The organism is Saccharopolyspora sp. NPDC049357 (genome assembly GCF_040677225.1).
Taxonomy (GTDB): Bacteria; Actinomycetota; Actinomycetes; order Mycobacteriales; family Pseudonocardiaceae; genus Saccharopolyspora.
In genome coordinates this window covers 13,680-37,208 of record NZ_JBFAQJ010000003.1, presented here as the reverse complement: position 1 = coordinate 37,208, position 23,529 = coordinate 13,680, and the positions used below count along the sequence as shown (strand labels likewise).

Genomic DNA, 23,529 nt, shown 5'->3' with positions numbered 1-23,529 from the left:
GAGCGGAGCCCGATCGACGGTAGAGTCTCGCGGACGTGATCGCGTAACCGACGGGAAGGTCGACGGCAGCCGTGCATCTCAAGAGCCTGACGCTGAAGGGGTTCAAGTCCTTCGCCTCGGCCACCACGCTGCGCTTCGAACCCGGCATCACCTGCGTCGTCGGACCCAACGGATCCGGCAAGTCCAACGTCCTCGACGCGCTGCGCTGGGTGATGGGCGAACAGGGCGCCAAGGACCTGCGCGGCGGCAAGATGGAGGACGTGATCTTCGCGGGCACGGCGGGCCGCGCCCCGCTGGGCCGCGCCGAGGTCACGCTGACCATCGACAACTCCGACGGCGCGCTGCCGATCGAGTACACCGAGGTCTCCATCACCCGCCGGATGTTCCGCGACGGCGCCAGCGAGTACGAGATCAACGGCAACACCTGCCGGCTGATGGACGTGCAGGAACTGCTGTCGGACTCCGGCATCGGCCGCGAGATGCACGTCATCGTCGGTCAGGGGCAGCTGGCGTCGATCCTGCAGGCCAAGCCCGACGAGAACCGCCGCCTCATCGAAGAGGCCGCCGGTGTGCTCAAACACCGCAAGCGCAAGGAAAAGGCGCTGCGCAAGCTCGACGCGATGCAGGCCAACCTGACGCGTCTGACCGACCTCACCAGCGAGCTGCGGCGGCAGCTCAAGCCGCTGGGCAAGCAGGCCGAGATCGCCCGCAAGGCGCAGACCGTGCAGGCCGACCTGCGCGACGCCCGGCTCCGGCTGATCGCCGACGACCTGGTCACGGCCCGCGCGGACCTGGCCCGCGACGAGGCCGATCAGGAGACCGCGCGCGCCAAGCGCACCGAGGTCGAGCGGGCCCTGCAGTTCGCCCAGTCCGAGGAGAAGACCCTCGAAGAGGCGGTGGCCGCCGACGCGCCGCGCCTGAACAAGGCCCAGGAGACCTGGTACCGGCTTTCGGCGCTGGAAGAGCGCTTGCGCGGCACGCTGCGGCTGGCCGCCGAACGGCACCGGCACCTCACCGAGCAGACCGAGGAGCAGCGCTCCGGTCGCGACCCCGACCAGCTCGACGCCGAGGCCGAGGAGGCCGCCGAGCAGGAGGTCGAGCTCCGCGAGCAGGTCGAGGAGGCGCGCGAAGCCCTGCAAGACGTGGTGCAGCGCCGCTCCGAACTGGAATCGCAGCTCAAGCAGGCCGAGCAGGCCCACATGGCGGCGGTGCGGGCCATCGCCGACCGCCGCGAAGGCGCCGCCCGCTTGTCCGGGCAGGTCGAGTCGCTGCGCGGGAAGGTCAGCGACAGCGCCGACGAGATCGAGCGCCTCAGCGAATCCCTGGAGGAGGCCACCGCTCGCGCCGAGGAGGCGCAAGGCGCGCTGGCCGACGCCGAGGAGGAGAGCGGCGGCTACGACTCCGACGACGCCGGCCTGCAGGAACGCCGCGAGAACGCGGCGCAGGCGCGCGACGCCGCCCGCGCGCGGGTGGAGGAGCTGGTCAAGCAGGAGCGCGCCGCCGAACGCGAGATCGCGTCCTGGAAGGCGCGGGTGGAAGCCCTGTCGATGGGCCTGCAGCGCAAGGACGGCGCAGGTGCCCTGCTGGCCGCCGGTGACCGGGTGCCCGGGTTGCTGGGATCGGTCGCCGCGCTGCTCACCGTCGAAACCGGTGCCGAGGCCGCGCTCGCCGCCGCGCTGGGCGCGGTCGCCGACGCGGTCGTGGTGCGCGGTGTCACCGACGCGGTGACCGCGCTGAACCTGCTCAAGTCCGATGACGCGGGTCGTTCCGGCGTGGTGATCGGCTCCGACGCCGACGTCGACCGCTCGCACTGGCCGCAGCTGCCCGGTTCCGCCCGGTGGGCCGTGGACCTGATCACCGCCCCGGACGAGCTCCGGGGGGCTGTGCTCAGCGCGCTGGACCAGGTCGTGGTGGTCGACACCCTCGACGCCGCGCGGGAAGTCGTGCAGGCCCACCCGAGCGTGCGGGCGGTGACCTCGAACGGTGACGTGCTCGGCGCGCACTGGGCCACCGGCGGTTCGGACGACAAGCAGAGCGTCATCGAGGTCCGCGCCGCCGTCGACGAGGCCGAGAACGAGCTGGCCGCGGCCGAGCGCAGGCTGGAGCAGCACTCGGCCGCGCTGGAAGGCGCCCGTGCCGAAGAGGAGTCGCGGCGCGCCGAGGCCCGTGCCGCGCAGGAGCAGATCAACGAGGCCAAGGTCGCCCGCGCCCGCAGCACCGAGCGGCTGTCGAGCCTGCAACGCGCCGCCCGCAACGCGACCTCGGAGGTCGAGCGGATCTCCGAGCAGCGCGTCAAGGTCGAGCAGACCCGCGACCAGTCGCTGACCAAGCTCGCCGAGCTCGAAGAGCGCCTCGACGCGGTGAAGAACGAGCAGGAAGAGGCCGCCGAGCCCGACACCGACGAGCGCGACCGCCTCTCCACCGAGCTCACGGCCGTGCGCCAGCAGGAGATGGACGCGCGGCTGACCCAGCGCACCGCCGAGGAGCGCGCCCGAGCCGTGCAGGGCCGGGCCGATCAGCTGCGCCGCGCCGCACGTCACGAGCGCGAGACCCGCGCTCGCGCCGCGGCCGCCCGCGAGGCCCGGGAACGCGCCGCCCGCGTCACCCGCGCCGTCGTCGACGGCGCCGAGACCGCGCTGGAGCGGATCACGGTGTCGCTGCAGGCCGCGACCGAGGAGCGAGACGTCGCGCAGGCCAAGCAGAGCGAGCACGAGCAGGCCCTCGGCGTGGTCCGCGCCCGCGTCCGCGAGCTGTCCGGTGAGCTGGAGAAGCTGACCGATGCGGTGCACCGCGACGAGGTGGTGCGCGCCGAGCAGCGGCTGCGGATCGAACAGCTCGAAACCAAGATCATCGAGGACTTCGGTATCGGCCTGGACGACCTGGTCGACGAGTACGGCCCGACCGTCCCGGTGCCGCCGAGTCCCGCCGAGGTCGCCGAGTACGAAGCCGCGAAGGAACGCGGCGACGAGGTCAGCGCCCCGCCGCCGGTGCCCTTCGACCGCGCGACCCAGGAGCGGCGCGCCAAGCGCGCGGAGAAGGACCTGTCGCTGCTGGGCAAGGTCAACCCGCTGGCGCTGGAGGAGTTCGCGGCGCTGGAGGAGCGCTACAAGTTCCTGTCCACCCAGCTGGAAGACCTCAAGGACAGCCGCCGCGACCTGCTCAGCGTGGTCAAGGAGGTCGACGAGAAGATCCTGGAGGTCTTCAGCTCGGCTTTCGAGGACGTGGCCAAGGAGTTCGAGGTCGTCTTCAAGGTCCTGTTCCCGGGTGGCGACGGCCGCCTGACCCTGACCGACCCCGGCGACATGCTCAGCACCGGCGTCGAGGTCGAAGCGCGTCCGCCGGGCAAGAAGGTCAAGCGGCTGTCGCTGCTGTCCGGTGGCGAGAAGTCGCTGACCGCGGTGGCGATGCTGGTGGCGATCTTCCGCGCCCGCCCCTCGCCGTTCTACGTGATGGACGAGGTCGAGGCGGCGCTGGACGACACCAACCTGAGGCGCCTGATCACGCTGCTCGACCAGCTGCGCGCCACCTCGCAGCTGATCATCATCACGCACCAGAAGCCGACCATGGAGATCGCCGACGCGCTCTACGGCGTGACGATGCGCGGCGACGGCATCACCCAGGTCATCTCGCAGCGCCTGAAGGGCAAGTCGGAGCAGAAGCCCGACGAACCCGAGCCCGAGGGCGCCCCGGAAGAAGGCGACGTCGCCTCGGTCCTGGACTAGATGGCGCCCCAGGAGTAGCCGACGCCGAAGGCGACCAGCGCGGCCACCAGGACGACGCCGAGCACCAGCGTCCAGCCCGGCGCGGTCTCCCGGTGTCGTTGCCGCCGCACGTCGTGATCAGCGGTGATGCGTTGCGGTGCGGCGCGGTTCCACAGCTCGGGGCGGCGCATGTCGGCTTGGCAGTCGGCGCATTCGGCCAGGTGCGTGCGCATCATCAACCAGTCGACGTCGTCGAGGTCGCCGACCGCGTAGGCGTCCAGCCTGCTCTGGAACTCCCGGTGCTCGGAGTCGTGCGCGGTTCCCGATCCGGCCCGGCTCCTGTGGACGAACATCCCCATTGCTCCTTGATCGGCGCGTTGCCACCGGTCCTGAAGGGCTGTGCGCAGGCCTTGCGGATGGGGGGTTGGGGGCAGGGGAACGCATGCGCGAAGATGGGCGTGATCCGGCATCTCACCGGGCGAGGAGTCGGCGTCGTGCTCCCGCGAGCACCACCCCGAGTGCGGGGACCGAGGCAGGCACTAGGAGATCTTGATGACGAACCCGTACGGCCCCCCGCCAGGGCAGTCGCCGTATCCGCAGCAGGGCGCCCAGGTGCCCCCCGGCTACGGTCCGCCATCCGGCCCGATGCCGCAGCAGCCGATGCCCCAGGGCTATCCGCAGCAGCAGGGTTACCCGCCGCAGGGCTACCCCCAGCAGGGACCCGGGTATCCGCAGTCCGGGCCGATGCCGCAGATGCCCCCGCAGCAGATGCAGCAGCAGGTGCCGCCGCACCAGCAGATGCCGCAGCAGCAGATGCCGCCGCAGTTCCCGCCGCCTCCGCCGGGCATGGGACGGCTGCTGATCGACTGCTCGTACCACTGGCTGATGCTGGCATTCCTGCTGTTCAAGCCGCAGGTGACGATCAACGGTCAGCCCGGTCCGGTGCTGACCTGGGGCAAGAACCCGATCGACCTGCCACCCGGGCAGCACCAGATCCGGGTGCACGTGAACTACCTGTGGAAGGTCGGTTACGCGACCGCGGTGATCCCGGTCGGAGCCGGCCAGCAGCTCGACGTCTACTACAAGCCCCCGGCGATGGTCTTCATGGACGGCGCGATCGGCCCGACCCCGCAGGACACCCCGGGCCTGGGCCTGACCATCGGCATCAGCATCGCCGCGTTCGTCCTGGTCCTCCTCGTCGGCCTCCTCCCCCTGGCCTTCGCCTGATCCGCAGGCACGACGCGGCCCCCGGTGAGCTCACCACCGGGGGCCGCGCCTGTGCCACACCCGGATTACCCCGGTAATCGGGCACCTGATTACCGGGGTAATCCGGGGTCAGACGGTTTCGGGGACGGGTTCTTCGGCGTCGCGGCTGTGGCGGAGGGACAGCAGGCCGCCGACCACGAGGGTCACGATCACGCCCAGCGGGGTGTACCAGGGGAAGGCCAGCGACGTCTCGCCGCCTTCACCGTCCGGGAAGCTCACCCCGATGACGAAGTACAGCACCACCGCGATGGTCGCGACGAAGGCGATGATCGCGTCGGTCTGCCGCGCGCGCTTGACCAGCAGTCCCAGCAGGAACGCTCCCAGCAGCGCGCCGTAGGTGTAGCTGGCGATGCTCAGACCGACCTCGACCACCGGGTTCTCCGTGCTGGTGAACATCGAGGCGAACACCACGAACACCACCGCCCACACCAGCGTCCACAGCTTGCCCATCTTCAGCACGGCCGCGTCGTCGAGCGGCTTCTTCGACAGCCGCTGGTAGAGGTCGCTGACCGTCGAGGTCGACAGCGAGTTCAGCGAGGACGCCAGGGTGCTCATCGCGGCGGCGAGGATGCCGGCGATGAACAGCCCCGAGACACCCGGCGGCAGGTCGTTGACGATGAACCGCGGGAACAGCTCGTCGGAGCTGGCCAGCCCCATCGAGTCCGGGGTGGCGCCCTTGAAGAACGCCCACAGCATGGTGCCGATGAACAGGAACAGCCCGAACTGCAGGGCCACCACGACACCGCTGGCGATCAGCGCCCGCCGGCCGTCCTCGAGGTCCTTGCAGGCCAGCAGGCGCTGCACCATCAGCTGATCGGCGCCGTGCGAGGCCATCGCGAACACCGCGCCACCGATCACCGCGGTGAAGAACGCGTACTGATCGGTGATGATCGACGAGGTGAAGTCCAGCAGCTGGAACTTGCCCTCGGCCATCGCCGTGGAGAACCAGTCGCCGGGGAGCTTGCCGAACAGGATGATCCCCGCCAGGACCGCGCCGCCGATGTAGACGAACATCTGGATCGCGTCGACCCACACCACGGCCTTGATGCCGCCGAAGTAGGTGTAGATCACGGTCAGGACCGCCAGCAGCGTGATGATCTGCCAGTACGACAGGTGCACGTCGAACGCCGCGAGCATCACCTTCACCGGGATCGCCGTGGCGAACAGCCGCAGGCCGTCCGCGAGCAGCCGGGTGATCAGGAACGTCACCGACGCGGTGCCCTGCAGCCCGGTCCCGAAGCGCTGGCCGAGGAAGGCGTAGGCGCTCACCAGGTTTCCGGCGAAGTAGCGGGGCAGCAGCACGAAGGAGACCACGATGCGGCCGATCAGATAGCCGATCGCCAGCTGCAGGTAGGTGAAGCTGCCGAGGTAGGCCACCGTCGGCACGCTGATCACGGTCAGCGTCGAGGTCTCGGTGGCCACCACCGAGAAGCACACGGCCCACCACGGGAGCTGCCGTCCGCCGACGAAGTAGTCCTGCGAGCTCTTCTGCTTGCCGCTGAGCAGCAATCCCAGGGCCGGCATCGCGATCAGGTACAACCCGATCACGACGAGGTCGAGCGATCGCATCTGGCCTCCTAGTTCGTTGCGGCGGACCGCATGATCAACCGTCGGGGCTGGGTGGTGGCGGGTTCGGGCAGGCGCAGGCCGGTCGCGCCCGGTGTGATGCTGCCCAGGATTCGGGGACCGGCGGCCCCCGTGGTCCCGGGTGCGTTGCCGGGGAGCCCGTGCCAGGTCAGGAAGCCGAGCAGCGCGGTGAGCAGGGCTTCCTTGCTGTCGGAGGGCATCCCGAGATCGTCGCTGACCAGCACCGGGACGTCCAGCTGTCGGCGAAGAGCTGCCAGCAGCACGGGGTTGCGCACACCGCCGCCGGCGACGACCACGCGTGCGGCGCCTTCGGCCCGGCACGCGTCGCCGATGGTGCGCGCGGTCAGCTCGGTCAGGGTCGCCAGCAGGTCGCCGTCCGAGACGGGCTCGCCGAGCTCGTCGAGCGCGCGGGCGAGGTAGGCGGAGTTGAAGTGCTCCTTGCCGGTCGACTTCGGCGCGGGCAGCCGGTAGTGCTCGTCGTCGAGCAGGATCGTGAGCAGGTCCTCGCGCACGGTGCCGGAGGCGGCCAGCGCGCCGTCGGTGTCCTGCGGCTTCCCGGTCCGCTGCTGCGCGGCGAGGTCGATCAGGGCGTTGCCGGGACCGGTGTCGTAGGCCAGCGGCTCCGGTCCGCCGACCACGGCGATGTTGGCGATCCCACCGATGTTCAGCGCCACCGGGGCACCCGGCGTCCCCGATTGCAAAGGAATTCCGGCACCCGATTTCAATGGAACTTCGGTCTCCGATTTCCATTGAAATCCGGAATCTCCGAGCCAGAGGGAGTCGAGGACACCGGCGAGGGGAGCGCCGTGGCCGGAGGCGGCGACGTCGCGGGTGCGCAGGTCGGAGATGACCGGCAGGCCGGTGGCCTCGGCGATCCAGGCCGGTTGGCCGATCTGGAGGGTGCCGTGGGCACGGCCGCCCTCGACCCAGTGGTAGATCGTCTGGCCGAGCGAGGAGACGAAGTCGGCTTCGCCGCCCGCCAGGTCCACGCCCAGGAGCGCGGCGTCGGCGAAGGACTTGCCCACGAGGGTGTCCAGGCGGCAGAAGGTCTCGGCGTCGAGATCGCCGGGAGGCAGCGCGGCGAGGAGGTCATCGCGCAGGTCGGCGGGGTAGTCGAGGGTGCGGTCGCCGAGGGGGCGGAGCTCGATCGTCTCGCCGTCGAGGCGCAGCTCCGCAGCCACCACGTCGATGCCGTCCATCGACGTTCCCGAGAGCAGCCCCACCACTCGCCACCAGCGCACACCTGTGGTGTATTGCACACGGGCATGAAAAAGCAAGCACTCTGTGGCCATTGTTGGTGAATTGCTCACGTGACCGCCCGGCAGGTGCCTGGAGGAGGCGGTTAGAGCAGGTGGGAGGATGGGTGGGTGACCACCGAAACCCTGATTCTGATCGTCGTCGTTGTCGCGGTGGTGCTGGTTCTCGCCGTGGTCGCCGGTGTGGTGCTCAACCGTCGTCGGCGAATCAGCCTGCGCGAGAAGGACGAAGCCGACGCGCCCACCGCCGTCAAGGGCGGCGGCTACCAGACCGGTAGCGGCATCAGCTTCGCCAGCGGCGCCGCGACCGCCGAGCCCGAGGCCGAACCCGCCGCGCCGGAGCACCCGGTCGAAGAGCGCACCGAGGTGGAGGGGCAGCCCGGCGTCGGTGACGACGCCGCGGTCCCGCGCGACACCGAGCGGCGCGGCATCGTCGACGTCGAACTTCCCGAGGACACCACGACGGCCGAACCCGTCGCGGAACCGGAGGTTCCCGCGCAGCCCACGGCTCCGCCGGAGCCCGAGGCGCCCGCCGTCGAGGTGGAGGAGATCGAGCCCACCGCCGGTCGTCTCGAACGGCTCCGCGGCCGGCTGTCCCGCTCGCGCACGACCTTCGGGCAGAGCCTGCTGGGCCTGCTCGGCGCGGGTGACCTCGACGAGGACTCCTGGGAGGAGATCGAGGACACCCTGCTGATGGCCGACCTGGGTGCGGCCACCACCACCGAGATCACCGAACGGCTGCGCGCCGAGATCGCTTCCCGCGCCGTGCGCAGCCCGGAGGAGGCCCGCACCGTCCTGCGCGAGGTTCTCGTCGACGCGCTCGGCACGGACATGGAGCGCTCGGTGCGCGCGTTGCCGCACGGCGACCCGGCCGACGGCGGCAAGCCGGCGGTGCTGCTGGTCGTGGGCGTCAACGGCACCGGCAAGACCACGACCACCGGCAAGCTGGCGCGCGTGCTCGTCGCCGACGGCCGGACCGTGCTGCTCGGTGCCGCCGACACCTTCCGCGCCGCCGCCGTCGAGCAGCTGGCGACCTGGGGTGAGCGCGTCGGCGCCGAGGTGGTGCGCGGCAACGAGGGCGCCGACCCGGCCAGCGTGGCGTTCGAGGCGGTCAGCCGGGGTAGCGACAGCGCCGTGGACGCGGTGCTGGTCGACACCGCCGGACGGCTGCACACCAAGACCGGTCTGATGGACGAGCTCGGCAAGGTCAAGCGCGTCGTGGAGAAGAAGGCCCAGGTCGACGAGGTGCTGCTGGTCCTCGACGCCACCACGGGGCAGAACGGGCTCATGCAGGCCCGGGTGTTCTCCGAGGTCGTCGACGTCACCGGCATCGTGCTGACCAAGCTCGACGGCACCGCCAAGGGCGGCATCGTCTTCCAGGTCCAGCGCGAGCTCGGCGTCCCGGTCAAGCTCGTCGGTCTCGGCGAGGGGGCGGACGACCTCGCCCCGTTCGAGCCGGGAGCGTTCGTCGACGCACTGCTCAACTGACCCGAGCCCGACCCGCACGAGGAAGCCCCCGGCACAGCTGGCCGGGGGCTTCCTCGTCCCCGGAAACCGAACCCGGGTCACCTTCGGCCAGGGGATTCGAATTTCGCGCGAAATTCGACCGGGATCTTTCGGATTCGAATTTCGCGCGAAATTCGAATGGTGGCTCTCCAGGGGAGGAGGCGTGTGGTGGCGGGTTTTGGGGTGTTCGGGAGCATTTCCGCGCTGGGTGTGCAGGTTCACTGCGCGAGAGTTTGTGGTACGGGCGTTCCATGTAGTTGAGTTGAGCCCGCGACGCCGCTGAGCGGGTCTCGTCGCAGTCTGACCAGCTCTTTCGGGAAGGAACGTCGCGTGGGCACCGGAGTCCAGGGGGGAACGCCGCGGACCCAGCGGGTCACCGCCATCGTGACCGTGGTCGTGGTCGTGCTGGTGGCCCTGGCGTTGCGGCCACCGTTCACGGCGGTGGCGCCGCTGCTGGACCGCATCCAGCGAGACCTCGGGGTTTCGGGCACGTTCAGCGGCGTGCTGACCACCCTGCCGGTGGTGTGCCTGGGCGCGTTCGCGTTCGTCGCGCCGCGGCTGCGCCAGCGCTTCGGCGATGAACGCGTGCTGCTGGGCTGCCTGGTGGTGCTGCTGATCGGCAACTCGCTGCGCGCCTTCGGCGACATCCCGACGCTGCTGGCGGGAACGATCGTGGTCGGCGCGGGCATCGCGGTCGCCAACGTCGCCGTGCCCGGCCTGATCAAGCGCGACTTCCCGCACACGGTCCCGGTGGTCACCGCCGTCTACACGATGTGCCTGACGCTGGGTGGCGCGTTCGCGGCCGCCGCCGTGGTGCCGATCGGGCACGCGCTGGGCTCCGAGTGGCGGGCGCCGCTGGGGTTGCTGGCCGTTCCGGTGCTGGTCGCCTTGGTGATCAGCCTGGTCGCGGTGCGCGGCAGCGCGGTCGCCGCGCCGAAGCCGGTCAGCCCGGGAATCCTGTGGCGCAGCCCGCTGGCGTGGCACCTCACCTTCTTCATGGGCCTGCAGTCCTCGCTGGCCTACGTCGTGTTCGGCTGGCTGCCCACGATGTTGCAGAGCCGGGGGATGAGCCCGGAGCTGGCCGGTCTCGCGCTGGGCGTGCAGGCGGCGATCCAGGCCGCCGGTTCGATGTCGATCCCGGTGCTGTGCCGGCGCTTGCGCGACCAGCGCCCGATCATCGTGGTGCTGTCGCTGATGCTCATGTCCGGCTTCGGCGGCATCCTGCTCGGCCCCACCGGACTGCTGTGGCCCGCGGTGGCGGTGCTGGGCCTGGCCCAAGGTGCGGCGTTCGGCCTGGCGCTGACGCTGCTGGGGCTGCGCTCGCCGGACAGCGACACCACGACCGCCTTGTCCGGTATGGCCCAGGGTGGGGGATATCTCATCGCCTCGGTGGGCCCGTTGCTCATCGGTCTGCTGCACGACGTCTCCGGCGCGTGGACGCTGCCGCTGGTGCTCATCCTGGCCTGCTCAGCGGGCTGGCTGGGGTTCGGGCTCTCCGTCGGCAGGCCCGTCCAGGTCCCGACGGTGATCGGCCGCGTAACACGGAATTGACGTGTGCACGTCCCCGTAACAGGGTGTGGGTCACATTTCACGTCGGCGTTACAGCAGGACGCTTCGCCGGAAACAGACATTCCCCAGGATGCGGCCCAACTCGGTTCGCACGGGGAGGCAATGTGAATTCAGGCGATACCGCATGGGTGCTCGTGAGCGCTGCTCTTGTCCTGCTGATGACTCCAGGGCTGGCGTTCTTCTACGGCGGCATGGTCCGGTCCCGGGGCGTGCTGAACATGCTGATGATGAGCCTCGGCTCGATCGGCGTGGTCGGCGTGCTGTGGGTGCTGTTCGGCTACTCGATGGCCTTCGCCACCGACATCGGTGGGCTGGGTCTGCTGGCCAACCCCTTCGAGAACTTCGGTCTGGCGGGTCTGCTCGGTGAGGACTCGCTGTCGGGCACGATCCCGTCGCTGGCCTTCGTCGGTTTCCAGGCTATGTTCGCGATCTTGACGGTCGCGCTGATCTCCGGCGCCATCGCCGACCGCGCGCGCTTCGGCCCGTGGTTGCTGTTCGCCGCGCTGTGGGCGGTCGTGGTGTACTTCCCGGTCGCGCACTGGGTCTTCGACTTCGACGACACCGACGACGCGGGCAACGTGACCGGCGTGGGCGGCTGGATCGCCAACCGCCTGGCCGCGATCGACTTCGCGGGTGGCACCGCGGTCCACATCAACGCCGGTGCGGCCGCGCTGGCCCTGGTGCTGGTGCTGGGCAAGCGCAAGAACTGGCCCAAGGGCGTCGGCAAGCCGCACAACCTGCCGTTCGTGGTGCTCGGCGCCGGTCTGCTGTGGTTCGGCTGGTTCGGCTTCAACGCCGGTTCCGCGCTGGCCGCCGACAACACCGCGGCGTTCGTCCTGGTCAACACGCTGGTCGCGACCAGCGCGGCGATGCTGGGCTGGCTGCTGGTGGAGCGGCTGCGCGACGGTCACGCCACCACGCTGGGCGCCGCGTCGGGCATCGTGGCCGGTCTGGTCGCGATCACCCCGGCCTGCTCGTCGGTGACGCCGCTGGGCGCCATCGCGATCGGTGCGATCACGGGCGCGGCCTGCGCGCTGGCCGTGAGCCTGAAGTTCAAGTTCGGTTACGACGACTCCCTCGACGTCGTGGGCGTCCACCTCGTCGGTGGTCTGCTGGGCACGCTGCTGGTGGGCCTGTTCGCTTCGGCGGAGGCCCCGGCGGGCGTGGCGGGTCTGTTCTACGGCGGTGGTGTGGATCAGTTGTGGCGGCAGGCTGTCGGAGCCTTCGCGGTGCTGATTTACTCCTTCGTGCTCAGCCTGGTCCTGGCCCTGATCGTGAAGGCGACGATCGGCTTCCGGCTGAGCGAGGAGGACGAGGCCGCCGGTATCGACGAGACTGAGCACGCGGAGACCGCGTATCACTACGGTGATGACCGATCCGCTCGCCGTGCCTCGGCTTCGCCCGGCGACGTCGAAGACCGCAAGCTGGAGGGCAGCCGCGCATGAAGCTGGTGACCGCGATCGTTCAGCCTCAGAAGGTGGACGATCTCAAGGATGAGCTCGGCAAGCTCGGCGTGCTGGGCATGACCGTGAGCGATGCCCAGGGCTACGGCAGGCAGAAGGGCCACACCGAGGTCTACCGGGGCGCCGAGTACTCGGTGGACTTCATCGAGAAGTCCCGCGTGGAGGTCCTGGTCGACGAGACCGACGTGGACAAGGTCGTGGAAGGGATCGTCAACGCCGCCCGCACCGGCAAGGTGGGCGACGGCAAGGTGTGGGTGACCGCGGTCGAGAGCGTCGTGCGGGTTCGCACCGGCGAGACCGGCGTCGCCGCCATCTGACCTGATCAGACCCGATTGAGCGCCTCCCGGCCGAGAGCCGGGAGGCGCTCTTGTCGTGTTCGTCGGCAGCTTCCCCCGGTGGCGGTTGCGTACAACTACGCAGGCGCATTCGGGCAGCTTCACGGTCTCGCTGCGGCGCTGGTGCGGGCAGACTTCGTGGTGCGACGCGGTGATCAGGGAGGACCGGGGATCGCGCCCGTACTGGGGGTCGGGCGGGCTTCGCGGGGCTCCGCGATCGCAGGGGGGACGTGGGAGGCGGGGGACTGGGGCCTCCCACGTGTGAACCGGGTGCGGGACCCCGTAACGCACCGGGGAGTTCGACGAGGCGGCCTGCTCAGGGGAGCAGGCCGCCTCCTCGTCGGTGCGGCGGTCATCACTTCCCCTACTTCCATGATCGGGAGCGCGTAATCTGGAGTCCTGGTGGACATTTCGGACGCATCTCCCGTCGCTGCCGACCCGACGCCTTCGGTGCGGGTGGGCCGCCGTTCGCTGGTCGTGCTCGCCGGTGTCCCCGGCGCGGGCAAGAGCACCGTGCTGGCCAAGATGCGCTCGGCCGAGGACGTGGTCCGGCTGGATTCCGAGCAGGTGCGCGCCAGGTTGCGCGCCCTGTCGCCGGGCGTCCCGTACCGCTACTACCGGCCGCTGGTGCACCTGCTGCACCGCTCCCGGATCCTGTGGGCGTGCCTGGTCAGCCGCGGTCCGGTGGTCGCGCACGAGCCCGCGACCAGGGCGAGCACGCGGCTGATGCTGCTGGTCTTCGCATGCCTGAGCGGGCGGCGGACGGTGCTGCTGTGGCTGCACGCCGACGCCGACACGGCCTTGGACGGGCAGCGGGCGCGCGGCAGGCTGATCCGGTCGAGCTCCTTCCAGCGGCACGTGTTGCGGGCCGAGCGGATGCACCGGCGCCTGCTGGACGGTGAGCGTCTGCTCGGTTGGCGCCGGGTGCACCTTTTCACCCGTTCCCAGGTGGCCGGTGGCCTGCGGTTGGACGTCGAGACGTGACCTGCGTCCCCTTGGGCAGGGGCGGGACGACATCAACTGATCGCGATGACTACCCTGGACCACCGGTGCTGCGGCCAGATGTCGCTGCGCCAGGCTGAGATTTTTCGAGCTGCGGGTCACTGGCAACAGGGTGTGCGTCGGGTGGAGCGCGCGGTTCGACAAGCGCAAGCGGAGTCCAAGCAGGTTCGCCGCACGCCACCGAGTGGACGCACAACCCCGTCAGCACGCGCGGGGTGGCGCCGGACCTTTTTCCGCGATCAGCCCACCGCCGACCCACCTAGGGAGACCCGCTTTCCGCATGCCTACTTTCGCTGAACTCGAACTCGACGAGCGCGTCCAGAAGACGCTGGCCGAGATCGGGTACGAGGCCCCGTCGCCGATCCAGGAGCAGACGATCCCGCTGCTGCTGGAAGGCCGCGACGTGCTGGGCCTGGCGCAGACCGGTACCGGCAAGACCGCCGCGTTCGCGCTGCCGATTCTGTCCAACATGGACTTGACCACCACCAAGCCGCAGGCCCTGGTGCTGGCACCCACCCGTGAACTGGCCATCCAGGTCTCCGAGGCGTTCCAGCGCTACGCCTCGCACCTGCCCGGCTTCCACGTGCTGCCGATCTACGGCGGCACCGGCTACGGCCCGCAGCTGGCGGGTCTGCGCCGCGGCGCGCACGTCGTCGTCGGCACCCCGGGCCGGCTCATCGACCACCTGGAGAAGGGCTCGCTGGACCTCAGCGCGCTGAAGAACCTGGTGCTCGACGAGGCCGACGAGATGCTGCGCATGGGCTTCATCGAGGACGTCGAGAAGATCCTGCAGTCGGTCCCCAGCCAGCGCCAGGTCGCGCTGTTCTCGGCGACGATGCCGCAGGGCATCCGCAAGATCACGCAGAACTACCTGAACAACCCGGCGGAGATCTCGGTCAAGACCAAGACCTCCACCGCCACCAACATCAACCAGCGGCACGTGCCGGTGCGCGCCTCCAACAAGCTGGACGCGCTGACCCGCATCCTCGAGGTCGAGACCTTCGACGCGATGATCGTGTTCGTGCGCACCAAGCAGCTCACCGAGGAACTCGCGGAGAAGCTGCAGGCGCGCGGTTTCAGCGCCTCGGCCATCAACGGCGACATCGCCCAGGCCCAGCGCGAGCGCACCATCGGTCACCTGCGCGACGGCAAGATCGACATCCTGGTGGCCACCGACGTGGCCGCGCGCGGTCTCGACGTCGAGCGCATCTCGCACGTGCTCAACTACGACATCCCGCACGACACCGAGTCCTACGTGCACCGCGTGGGCCGCACCGGTCGTGCCGGGCGCAGCGGCGAGGCGATCCTGTTCGTCTCCCCGCGCGAGCGCCACCTGCTGCGCGCGATCGAGCGGGCCACCCGTCAGCAGATCACCCAGATGGAGCTGCCGAGCATCGACGCGGTCAACGACCGCCGACTTGCGAAGTTCGCGCAGAGCATCACCGACACGCTGGCCAAGGGCGGCCTGGAGGTCTTCCAGGAGCTGGTCAACGAGTACGAGCGCACCCACGACGTGCCCGCCTCGGAGATCGCCGCGGCCCTCGCCGCGATGGCCCAGGGCGAGCGCCCGCTGCTGCTTGAGGCCGAGCCGGAGCCGGCGCGCCGCGACGGTCCGGCGTTCCACAGCAACAACGCCGACACCGAGACCTACCGGGTCGAGGTCGGCCGACGGAACCGGGTCACCCCGCGCGCGCTGGTCGGTGCGCTGGCCAACGAGGGCGGTGTGCCCAGCAAGTACATCGGGCACATCGACATCCGCAACGAGCACACGCTGATCGAGCTGCCCGCGGACCTGTCCGAGGAGCTGCTGAGCAAGCTGCGCACCACCCAGGTCGCCGGTCGCGGTCTGAAGATCACCCGTGCGGACGGTGAGATCATCAGCCGCCGCCCGCGCCGCCCCGCCGGGAACCGGGACCGCGACACCAAGCCGCGCCCGCACCGCAAGGGCCAGGGCAGCGCTCAGCGCTCGCCCCAGCAGCACCGCACCGGACCCAAGCGCGACCTGCGGCACACCGGAGCGTAGGCCCGAGTTTTCTCGGTTCGCCTGCAAGCGGCGCAGCCGCGAGCTGCGAGGCCACCCTCGCAGCTCGCACCGCCGCGGGTTCTGACACGTCTCCTGGTGAGGACGGCCGCAGCGTCGTGTATTGGCATACATGAGTCGCGGATCCCGGAGCCAGGAGGCGTGTCAGGTTCCGCTACCCGCACCGCTGAGCAAACCGAGGAAATGGGTCTTCACAACCGGTCGGTTACCCTCGCATAGGTACCCAGGTACATCCATCGACTCTGGAGCCCGTGAACCCGTGTTCGACACTCTCTCCGACCGGCTCACCTCGGTCCTGACGAACCTGCGCGGCAAGGGGCGGCTGTCGGAAGCCGACATCGACGCCACCGCGCGGGAGATCCGCATCGCCCTGCTCGAAGCGGACGTGGCGCTTCCCGTCGTGCGCGGGTTCATCAAGGGTGTCAAGGAGCGGGCCAAGGGCTCCGAGGTCTCGCAGGCGCTGAACCCGGCCCAGCAGGTCGTCAAGATCGTCAACGAGGAACTGGTCACGATCCTCGGCGGTGAGACCCGTCGCCTGGAGCTGGCCAAGACCCCGCCGACGGTGATCATGCTCGCCGGTCTGCAGGGTGCGGGCAAGACGACGCTGGCGGGCAAGCTCGCCAAGTGGCTGTCCGGTCAGGGCCACACGCCGATGCTGGTGGCCTGCGACCTGCAGCGCCCGAACGCCGTCAACCAGTTGCAGGTGGTCGGTGAGCGTGCCGGTGTTCCGGTGTTCGCTCCCGAGCCGGGCAATGGCGTCGGCGACCCGGTGCAGGTCTCCCGCGACAGCATCGAGGAAGCCAAGCGCGCGCAGCACGACATCGTCATCGTCGACACCGCCGGCCGGCTGGGCGTCGACGAGGAGATGATGAAGCAGGCCTCGGACATCCGGGACGCGGTCAAGCCGGACGAGATCCTGTTCGTCCTGGACGCGATGATCGGTCAGGACGCGGTGACCACCGCCGAGGCGTTCCGCGACGGCGTGGGCTTCTCCGGCGTGGTGCTGACCAAGCTCGACGGCGACGCGCGCGGTGGTGCCGCGCTGTCGGTCCGCGAGGTCACCGGCCAGCCGATCATGTTCGCCTCCAGCGGCGAGAAGCTGGAGGACTTCGACGTCTTCCACCCGGACCGGATGGGCAACCGGATCCTGGGCATGGGCGACATGCTCACCCTGATCGAGCAGGCCGAGCAGGCCTTCGACCAGGAGCAGGCCGAGAAGGCCGCGGAGAAGCTGGGCACCGGCCAGCTGACCCTGGAGGACTTCCTGGAGCAGATGCAGGCGGTGCGCCGGATGGGGCCGCTGCAGAACCTGCTGGGCATGCTGCCGGGCGCGGGCCAGATGAAGGACCAGCTGGCCAACTTCGACGAGAAGCAGCTCGACCGCATCCAGGCGATCATCCGCGGCATGACGCCGGCCGAGCGGGCTGACCCGAAGATCATCAACGCGTCCCGCCGCCAGCGCATCGCGCGCGGTTCGGGCGTGACCGTCGGCGACATCAACGACCTGGTCAGCCGGTTCTTCGAAGCCCGCAAGATGATGCAGCGGATGGCCGGCCAGTTCGGCGGCTTCGGCGGCGGAGGCGGCGGCAGCAAGAACCGCAAGGGCAAGAAGGGGAAGAAGGGCAAGAAGGGCAAGGGCGGCCCGACCCCGCCGAAGGGCATGAAGGGCATGCCCGGCGGCCTCCCCGGCCTCCCCCCGGGCGGGATGCCCGGCATGGGCGGCGGAGCCGGTCCGGATCTGTCCAAACTGGACCCCACGGCCAACCAGCTCCCGCCCGGCTTCGACCCGTCGAAGCTGAACTTCGGCAAGAAGGACCAGTGACGGCGCTGCACCTGCGCGCCACGGTGCTGCCCGATGGCGCGCAGCGGGACCTGTGGATCGCCGACGGCCGGATCTCTCTGGAACCGGTCGCCGGCGCCGATACCGTCTTCGACGGCGGATACGTGCTGCCCGGTCTGGTCGACGCGCACTGCCACGTCGGCATCGGCACCCAGGGGCCGGTCGAGCTCGACGAGGCCGTCAGCCAGGCCGAGACCGACCGCGAGGCGGGCACCCTGCTGATCCGCGACTGCGGTTCCCCGATCGACACCCGGCCGCTGCAGCAGCGCGACGACCTGCCGCGCATCATCCGCGCGGGCAAGCACCTGGCGCGCCCCAAGCGCTACATCCCGAAGCTGTCCGACGACCTCGACGACGAGCAGGACCTGCCCGCCGCGGTCGCCGAGCAGGCCGCCTACGGCGACGGCTGGATCAAGCTCGTCGGCGACTGGATCGACCGCTCGGTGGGCGACCTGGCACCGCTGTGGAGCGACGAGGTGCTGGCCGAGGCCATCGACACCGCTCACCGGCTCGGTGCCCGCGTCACCGCCCACGTGTTCGGCGAGGACGCGCTGCCCGGCCTGATCAACGCCGGCATCGACTGCATCGAGCACGGCACCGGCCTGACCGACGAGACCGTCGAACTGATGGCCGCACGCGGGACTGCGCTCGTGCCGACTCTGGTCAACGTGGAGAACTTCCCGGGCTTCGCCGCCGCCGCGACGAAGTACCCGGACTACGCCACGCACATGACCGCCCTCTACGAGCGCGCCGACAGCACGGTCGCCAAGGCCATCGAGGCCGGCATCCCGGTCTACGCGGGCACCGACGCCGGAGGCGGCATCCCGCACGGCGTGCTGGCCGACGAGGTCGCCGCGCTGCACCGGGTCGGCATGTCCACCGAGCAGGCCCTCAGCGCCGCCTCCTGGGGCGCGCGCGAGTGGCTGGGCTGGTCGAGCCTGGAGCACGGCGCCCTCGCCGACCTGGTGTGCTACGACGCGGACCCCCGCAAGGACCTGGACGTCCTCCGCTCGCCGAGTCGAATCCTGCTAGGCGGCAAGGTCTTCTAGCTCTTCGAACAGTCTGAAAACGGTCCCCGCAATCGTTTCCGCCTCCGCTCGGCGAAACAGCGTTCCCGTGTGCGAACCCTTAGGGTTGGTAGGTCGAGGGGAGCGTCTTGTGGGGGAGAAGCGAGATCCTTACCTTCAACCGATGCGTCGGGTGGACGGCACCGCCGACATGCGCCCCAAGTTCTGGGAGGCGCAGTTGGAAGCGGCCAGACGGGGTTCGCTGGCCTGGGGGTTCGCGGCGTTCTTCCTCGGATACGGCGGCTACTACCTGGCCGTGGTCATCCTCGGCGCCGTGCGCGAGCCCGACGGCGGGTTCAACCCCACGCAACCGCCGAACACCGGCCCGCTGCTGCTGCTCGCGTTCGCGCCGAACATCCTGCTCGGTCTGATTCCCGCGATCTTCTCCTGGTGGCGGGGTCACGGGCTGCGCGCCGACTTCGGCATCCTGCCCCGGCGCCGCGACGTGAAGGTCGGCCTGATCTGCGGGCTCTGCGCCCTGTTCGGGTCGTGGATGGTGACGCTGGTGGTCATCGCGCTCACCGGACCGCCACCGGAATCCGACCTGACCAGGCTGATGCAAGGGGACCGGACGATCTGGTTGTTCCTGTTCGCGCTGTTCGCGTTCCTGGGGGCGCCGCTGACCGAAGAGCTGCTGATGCGCGGTGCCCTGTGGGGCGCGATGGAGCACTACCGGATCCCGCGCGTCGTGATCCTCATCCTGACCTCGGTGATCTTCGCCTTGATACACCAGGAGGTGTGGCGCACGCCGGTGCTGTTCATCGGCGGGTTGGCCATCGGCATGGCGCGGATGATCACCGGCCGGGTGTCGGCGAGCATGGTCGCGCACGCCACCAACAACTTCCTGCCGGCACTCCTGCTGTTCGCTGTGGCCGGATGAACACTCCGCCCGGGACGTGGTGATCGTGATCCGGCCCGGCACCGCAGTAGTCTGACGGCTTCCGCCGGTGTCAGCCGACATCGTCACGCGGGTCGTCGATCCGCTGTTCGGCATCACGGAGGCGCTCGTGCACTCAACACAAGAATCCGGAGTCGGCGATCCGGCACCCGGTGGTCGCACCTGGGTTGCCGATCCGCCGGTGCGCACGCACCGATGGGGCTTGGGGGCGTTCTTCTTCGCCGAAGCGGTGTTCGTGCTGACCTCGGTGGTGCTGGCCGCCGCGTTCGGCGTACCGGGCGTGTGGTCCATCGTGCTGATGCTGGTGCTGCCGACCTTGCTGGCAGGTGGGGTGGCGGTGCTCATCACCGTGCTGCGCGGCAACGGCCCGGTGCAGGACTTCGGGCTGGAGTGGCGCTGGTCGGACGTCAGGACCGGGCTGGCCATCGGTGGCGTCGGTCTGGTCACCACGACGATCGCCACGATGCTGTGGACGCACTGGGCGGATCCGGGCCAGACGTCCACGGTGAGCAGCGTCCTGGACGGGGTCCGGCTGCCGCCGGTGGTGGCGGTGCTGGTGTTCCTGCACGTCTGGCTGGTCGCACCGCTGTGCGAGGAGCTGCTCTACCGCGGCCTGCTGTGGGGTGCGATGGAGCGGCTGCGCTGGAGCCAGCTCAACGTGTTCGTGCTGAGCACCGCGGTGTTCGCGATCGGGCACCTGGAGCCGGCCCGCACCTGGCTGCTGCTGGTGATCACCATCCCGATCGGTCTGGCCAGGATGGTGACCGGCCGCCTGACGGCCAGCGTGATCGCCCATCAGGTCAACAACTTCCTCCCGGCGCTGGGGCTGCTCCTGGTCTCGCTGGGGCTGCTGCCCGACTGACGGGTGTCAGACGTCCCCCGGTGGTGCCGACCGCAGGAGCGGGCGAGGAGAATCGGGCTTCGCCGGTTGCCGGACGCGGTTCTGCTGCGGGTGCCCCCGTCGTCGCTTGTGCAGGGTGTCTGGCAGAATGGGTTGCTGTTCGCTGCTAGGGGTCCCTCTCACCTCTTGCCGGCGATTTGACCTACGAGCTGTGCGAATCGCTGCCCCACGCGGTTGGCGCATCGCTCACCGGAGCATCAATGAGAGTCTGAGGAGCACCAGCACCCGTGGCTGTGAAGATCAAGCTCGCGCGGATCGGCAAGATCCGGGAGCCGCACTACCGCATCGTCATCGCGGACGCCCGCACCCGTCGCAACGGCCGGGTCATCGAGACGATCGGTCAGTACCACCCGAAGGAGAACCCGAGCGGCATCATCGTCGACTCGGAGCGGGCGCAGTACTGGCTGGGTGTCGGCGCGCAGCCGACCGAACCGGTGCGCAACATCCTGGAGATCACCGGCGACTGGCAGAAGTACAAGGGCCTGCCGGGCGCCGAGGGCACCCTCAAGGTCGCCGAGCCGAAGACGAGCAAGCAGGAGCTGTTCGAGGCCGCTCTCGCCGCCGCCGGCGAGGAGCCGACCGTCGAGGCCACCACCCCGAAGAAGAAGGGTGGCAAGAAGTCCGAGGCCAAGGCTGAGGACAAGGCCGACGAGAAGGCCGAGGACAAGGCTGCCGAGCAGAAGTCCGAGGACGGTCAGGCGTGACGGTCCTCTCGGACGCGCTTGAACACCTGGTGCGCGGCATCGTCGACAACCCCGACGATGTCCGCGTCCAGCTGTTGACGACCCGACGTGGTCGCACCCTCGAGGTGCACGTCAACCCGGACGACCTGGGCAAGGTCATCGGACGCGGCGGGCGCACCGCCACCGCGCTGCGGACCGTGATGACCGGCATCGGTGGTCGCGGTATCCGGGTCGACGTGGTCGACACCGACCGCTGATCGGGATGAACGAACTTCAGCCGGAGGCCCTCGCAGTGGGGCGCGTGGTGCGGCCGCATGGCGTGCGGGGCGAGCTCGTCGTCGAGGTGCTCACCGACAGCCCGGAGCTGCGGTTCGTTCCCGGTTCGGTGCTCGGATTGAAGCGCCGAGGAGCCGGTCAGAGCAGGAACAAGAGCGCGCAGAGCCTCACCGTGACAGCCGCCCGGCAGCACGCCGGGCGGCTGCTGGTGCGCGCTGAGGGCGTGAACGGCCGGGACGCCGCGGAGGAGCTGCGCGGTGCGCTGCTGACGGTCTCCGCCGACGCGGCCGAGTCACCGGAGGACCCCGACGAGTTCCACGACACCGAGCTGATCGGGCTGCGCGCGGCCCTGGTCTCCGGTGAGGACGTGGGCGTGGTGCGCGACGTGCTGCACTCGCCCGCGGGCGAACTCCTCGCGATCACCATCGCGGACCCGGAAGCCGAGGAGGGCGAACGCGAAGCCCTGGTCCCGTTCGTCTCCGCGATCGTCCCCGAGGTCGACCTCGAGGGCGGCAGGGTCGTGCTCGACCCGCCCGAAGGGCTGCTGGACTAGCCGGCAGCCGAGGCAGTTGTGCGTGCGGTGCGGGGGCGGCTTCGCCGCTCGCGAGGATCCACCGCAGCGCACCCGTTCACGGGGCGTTTCCCAGACGAGGCCACCATGCGCATCGACGTCATCACGATCTTCCCCGACTACCTGAACCCGCTGCGAGAAGCGCTGCTGGGCAAGGCCATCGAGCGCGAGCGGATCTCCGTCGGCGTGCACGACCTGCGCGACTGGACCCACGACGTGCACCGCGCGGTCGACGACAGCCCCTACGGCGGCGGTCCGGGCATGGTGATGAAGCCGGACGTCTGGGGCGAGGCCCTCGACGAGGTCTGCGCCGCGCAGGAGGCCACGCCCCGGCTGGTCGTGCCCACGCCTGCCGGCCGACCGTTCGACCAGAAGACCGCCGTGCGCTGGTCGGAAGACCCGTGGCTGGTCTTCGCCTGCGGCCGGTACGAGGGCATCGACCAGCGGGTCATCGACGACGCGGCCACCCGGATGCCAGTCGAAGAGGTCTCCATCGGCGACTACGTGCTGGTCGGCGGCGAGGTCGCCGCGCTGACGATGATCGAGGCCGTGGTGCGGCTGCTGCCCGGGGTGCTGGGAAACCCGCAGTCGGCGGAGCAGGACTCCTTCTCCGACGGTCTGCTGGAAGGTCCCTGCTACACCCGTCCCGAGGTGTGGCGCGAGCGTCCGGTTCCCGACGTCCTGCGCTCGGGCAACCACGCCGCGATCGCCCGCTGGCGGCGGGATCAGGCGCTGGAGCGGACCTACCACCGGCGGCCGGAGCTGCTCTCGGCGTTGCCCGAGGGGGACCTGGATAAGGCCGACCGGAAACAGCTCGATAAACTGCGCGCGTCGGATGCTTCCGGCGATGCCGGTGAGACCGGAGACGCGTCGCGCTGAGCCCCTCGTTGAAGGGGTCGGATCGGGCGACGAAATGCGGATCTGGCACACTGGACAGGTTGATGCAGTCGAGCCACCTGGTTCGACATGCGCAAAGAGCAAGTTCACCCCGTGTCGGGCGGTGCCCACCTTCCAGGTCGGGTCATCGACATGTGAGAACACGGGTGCCTTCGACACGGATGAGGACGGACCACCGATGAACACCCTGGACGCGTTGGACGCCCAGTCGCTGCGTTCCGACATCCCGGCCTTCCGGCCCGGTGACACGCTGAAGGTTCACGTCCGCGTCATCGAGGGTTCGCGCGAGCGGACTCAGGTCTTCCAGGGCGCAGTCATCCGCCGCCAGGGCGATGGCATCCGGGAGACCTTCACCGTGCGCAAGGTTTCCTTCGGTGTCGGTGTGGAGCGGACTTTCCCGGTGCACACCCCGAACATCGCGCAGATCGAGGTCGTCTCGCGCGGCGATGTCCGGCGGGCGAAGCTGTACTACCTGCGCGACCGGCGCGGCAAGGCGGCGAAGATCAAGGAGAAGCGGGAGACCGCTTCGGCGTCCTGATCGACGCGAGACGTTGCAGTTCTGAAGGGCCCGGCCGCGGAAGCGTCCGGGCCCTTCTGCTGTCCACCTTCGGGTGATCAATGCAGGCCCAGCGAGTGCCGGCGCTGACCGCGGAACGGGATGTTCCGGGAA

The 23,529-nt window shown here is 69.9% G+C and carries 20 protein-coding genes; 17 read left to right on the top strand and 3 right to left on the bottom strand.

All coding sequences use genetic code 11. The features are described 5' to 3' along the window. Positions 1-71 precede the first annotated feature (71 nt). Positions 72-3,722, top strand: coding sequence for a chromosome segregation protein SMC (smc, locus tag AB0J91_RS03380; protein ID WP_363863749.1), 3,651 nt, complete (start codon positions 72-74; stop codon positions 3,720-3,722). Here the strand turns inward: smc and AB0J91_RS03375 are convergent. Beyond that, complete coding sequence (locus AB0J91_RS03375; protein WP_363863746.1) at positions 3,719-4,054, bottom strand: zf-HC2 domain-containing protein; 336 nt, start codon at positions 4,052-4,054, stop codon at positions 3,719-3,721. The genes smc and AB0J91_RS03375 overlap by 4 nt on opposite strands. A 199-nt stretch (positions 4,055-4,253) precedes the next feature. On the opposite strand from AB0J91_RS03375, the gene AB0J91_RS03370 reads away from it, so the two are divergent. Next, complete coding sequence (locus tag AB0J91_RS03370) at positions 4,254-4,928, top strand: hypothetical protein (RefSeq protein ID WP_363863743.1); 675 nt, start codon at positions 4,254-4,256, stop codon at positions 4,926-4,928. Between the two features lie 108 nt (positions 4,929-5,036). Here AB0J91_RS03370 and AB0J91_RS03365 read toward each other — a convergent pair whose 3' ends face one another. After that, the gene (locus AB0J91_RS03365; protein ID WP_363863740.1) at positions 5,037-6,536 is read right to left on the bottom strand and encodes a sodium:solute symporter; all 1,500 of its coding nucleotides are present in this window, start codon (positions 6,534-6,536) and stop codon (positions 5,037-5,039) included. An 8-nt stretch (positions 6,537-6,544) separates the two neighbouring features. Further along, complete coding sequence (locus AB0J91_RS03360; protein WP_363863737.1) at positions 6,545-7,795, bottom strand: anhydro-N-acetylmuramic acid kinase; 1,251 nt, start codon at positions 7,793-7,795, stop codon at positions 6,545-6,547. 126 nt (positions 7,796-7,921) lie between these two features. On the opposite strand from AB0J91_RS03360, the gene ftsY reads away from it, so the two are divergent. The 15 genes from ftsY to rplS all read left to right on the top strand — a co-directional run bounded on the left by ftsY (position 7,922) and on the right by rplS (position 23,397). Further along, positions 7,922-9,298 (top strand): signal recognition particle-docking protein FtsY, encoded by a 1,377-nt coding sequence (ftsY, locus tag AB0J91_RS03355; protein WP_363863734.1) that lies wholly within the window; start codon positions 7,922-7,924, stop codon positions 9,296-9,298. Between the two features lie 348 nt (positions 9,299-9,646). Continuing rightward, positions 9,647-10,867 (top strand): MFS transporter, encoded by a 1,221-nt coding sequence (locus AB0J91_RS03350; RefSeq protein WP_363863731.1) that lies wholly within the window; start codon positions 9,647-9,649, stop codon positions 10,865-10,867. Positions 10,868-10,989: 122 nt separating this feature from the next. Then, positions 10,990-12,330: an ammonium transporter gene (locus AB0J91_RS03345; protein ID WP_363789005.1), complete on the top strand. Its 1,341-nt coding sequence runs from the start codon at positions 10,990-10,992 to the stop codon at positions 12,328-12,330. Beyond that, positions 12,327-12,665 carry a P-II family nitrogen regulator gene (locus tag AB0J91_RS03340; RefSeq protein ID WP_363863729.1) on the top strand — a complete coding sequence of 113 codons (339 nt, stop codon included), beginning with the start codon at positions 12,327-12,329 and terminating at the stop codon, positions 12,663-12,665. The genes AB0J91_RS03345 and AB0J91_RS03340 overlap by 4 nt, the downstream gene beginning before the upstream one ends. Before the next feature lie 420 nt (positions 12,666-13,085). Beyond that, positions 13,086-13,667: an AAA family ATPase gene (locus tag AB0J91_RS03335; protein WP_363863726.1), complete on the top strand. Its 582-nt coding sequence runs from the start codon at positions 13,086-13,088 to the stop codon at positions 13,665-13,667. A 298-nt stretch (positions 13,668-13,965) separates the two neighbouring features. Then, positions 13,966-15,708 carry a DEAD/DEAH box helicase gene (locus tag AB0J91_RS03330; RefSeq protein WP_363789007.1) on the top strand — a complete coding sequence of 581 codons (1,743 nt, stop codon included), beginning with the start codon at positions 13,966-13,968 and terminating at the stop codon, positions 15,706-15,708. Between the two features lie 277 nt (positions 15,709-15,985). Then, complete coding sequence (gene ffh, locus AB0J91_RS03325; RefSeq protein ID WP_363789008.1) at positions 15,986-17,548, top strand: signal recognition particle protein; 1,563 nt, start codon at positions 15,986-15,988, stop codon at positions 17,546-17,548. Further along, positions 17,545-18,615 carry an amidohydrolase family protein gene (locus tag AB0J91_RS03320; RefSeq protein ID WP_363863723.1) on the top strand — a complete coding sequence of 357 codons (1,071 nt, stop codon included), beginning with the start codon at positions 17,545-17,547 and terminating at the stop codon, positions 18,613-18,615. The genes ffh and AB0J91_RS03320 overlap by 4 nt, the downstream gene beginning before the upstream one ends. A gap of 142 nt (positions 18,616-18,757) precedes the next feature. Beyond that, complete coding sequence (locus tag AB0J91_RS03315) at positions 18,758-19,513, top strand: type II CAAX endopeptidase family protein (protein ID WP_363789010.1); 756 nt, start codon at positions 18,758-18,760, stop codon at positions 19,511-19,513. Positions 19,514-19,580: 67 nt separating this feature from the next. Next, a complete protein-coding gene (locus AB0J91_RS03310) occupies positions 19,581-20,393 on the top strand; it encodes a type II CAAX endopeptidase family protein (RefSeq protein WP_363863720.1) in 813 nt (270 codons plus the stop codon). A 266-nt stretch (positions 20,394-20,659) separates the two neighbouring features. Next, positions 20,660-21,136 carry a 30S ribosomal protein S16 gene (rpsP, locus tag AB0J91_RS03305; RefSeq protein ID WP_363863717.1) on the top strand — a complete coding sequence of 159 codons (477 nt, stop codon included), beginning with the start codon at positions 20,660-20,662 and terminating at the stop codon, positions 21,134-21,136. Beyond that, entirely contained in the window at positions 21,133-21,372 is a 240-nt protein-coding gene (locus AB0J91_RS03300; RefSeq protein ID WP_093413382.1) for an RNA-binding protein, read from the top strand. The genes rpsP and AB0J91_RS03300 overlap by 4 nt, the downstream gene beginning before the upstream one ends. A gap of 5 nt (positions 21,373-21,377) precedes the next feature. Further along, on the top strand, positions 21,378-21,944 hold the full coding sequence (gene rimM, locus AB0J91_RS03295; RefSeq protein WP_363863714.1) for a ribosome maturation factor RimM: 567 nt from the start codon (positions 21,378-21,380) through the stop codon (positions 21,942-21,944). Positions 21,945-22,049: 105 nt separating this feature from the next. Beyond that, positions 22,050-22,841: a tRNA (guanosine(37)-N1)-methyltransferase TrmD gene (gene trmD, locus AB0J91_RS03290; RefSeq protein WP_363863711.1), complete on the top strand. Its 792-nt coding sequence runs from the start codon at positions 22,050-22,052 to the stop codon at positions 22,839-22,841. Positions 22,842-23,037: 196 nt separating this feature from the next. After that, positions 23,038-23,397, top strand: a complete 360-nt coding sequence (gene rplS, locus AB0J91_RS03285; RefSeq protein ID WP_132627488.1) for a 50S ribosomal protein L19 — start codon at positions 23,038-23,040, stop codon at positions 23,395-23,397. The last annotated feature ends 132 nt before the right edge of the window (positions 23,398-23,529 follow it).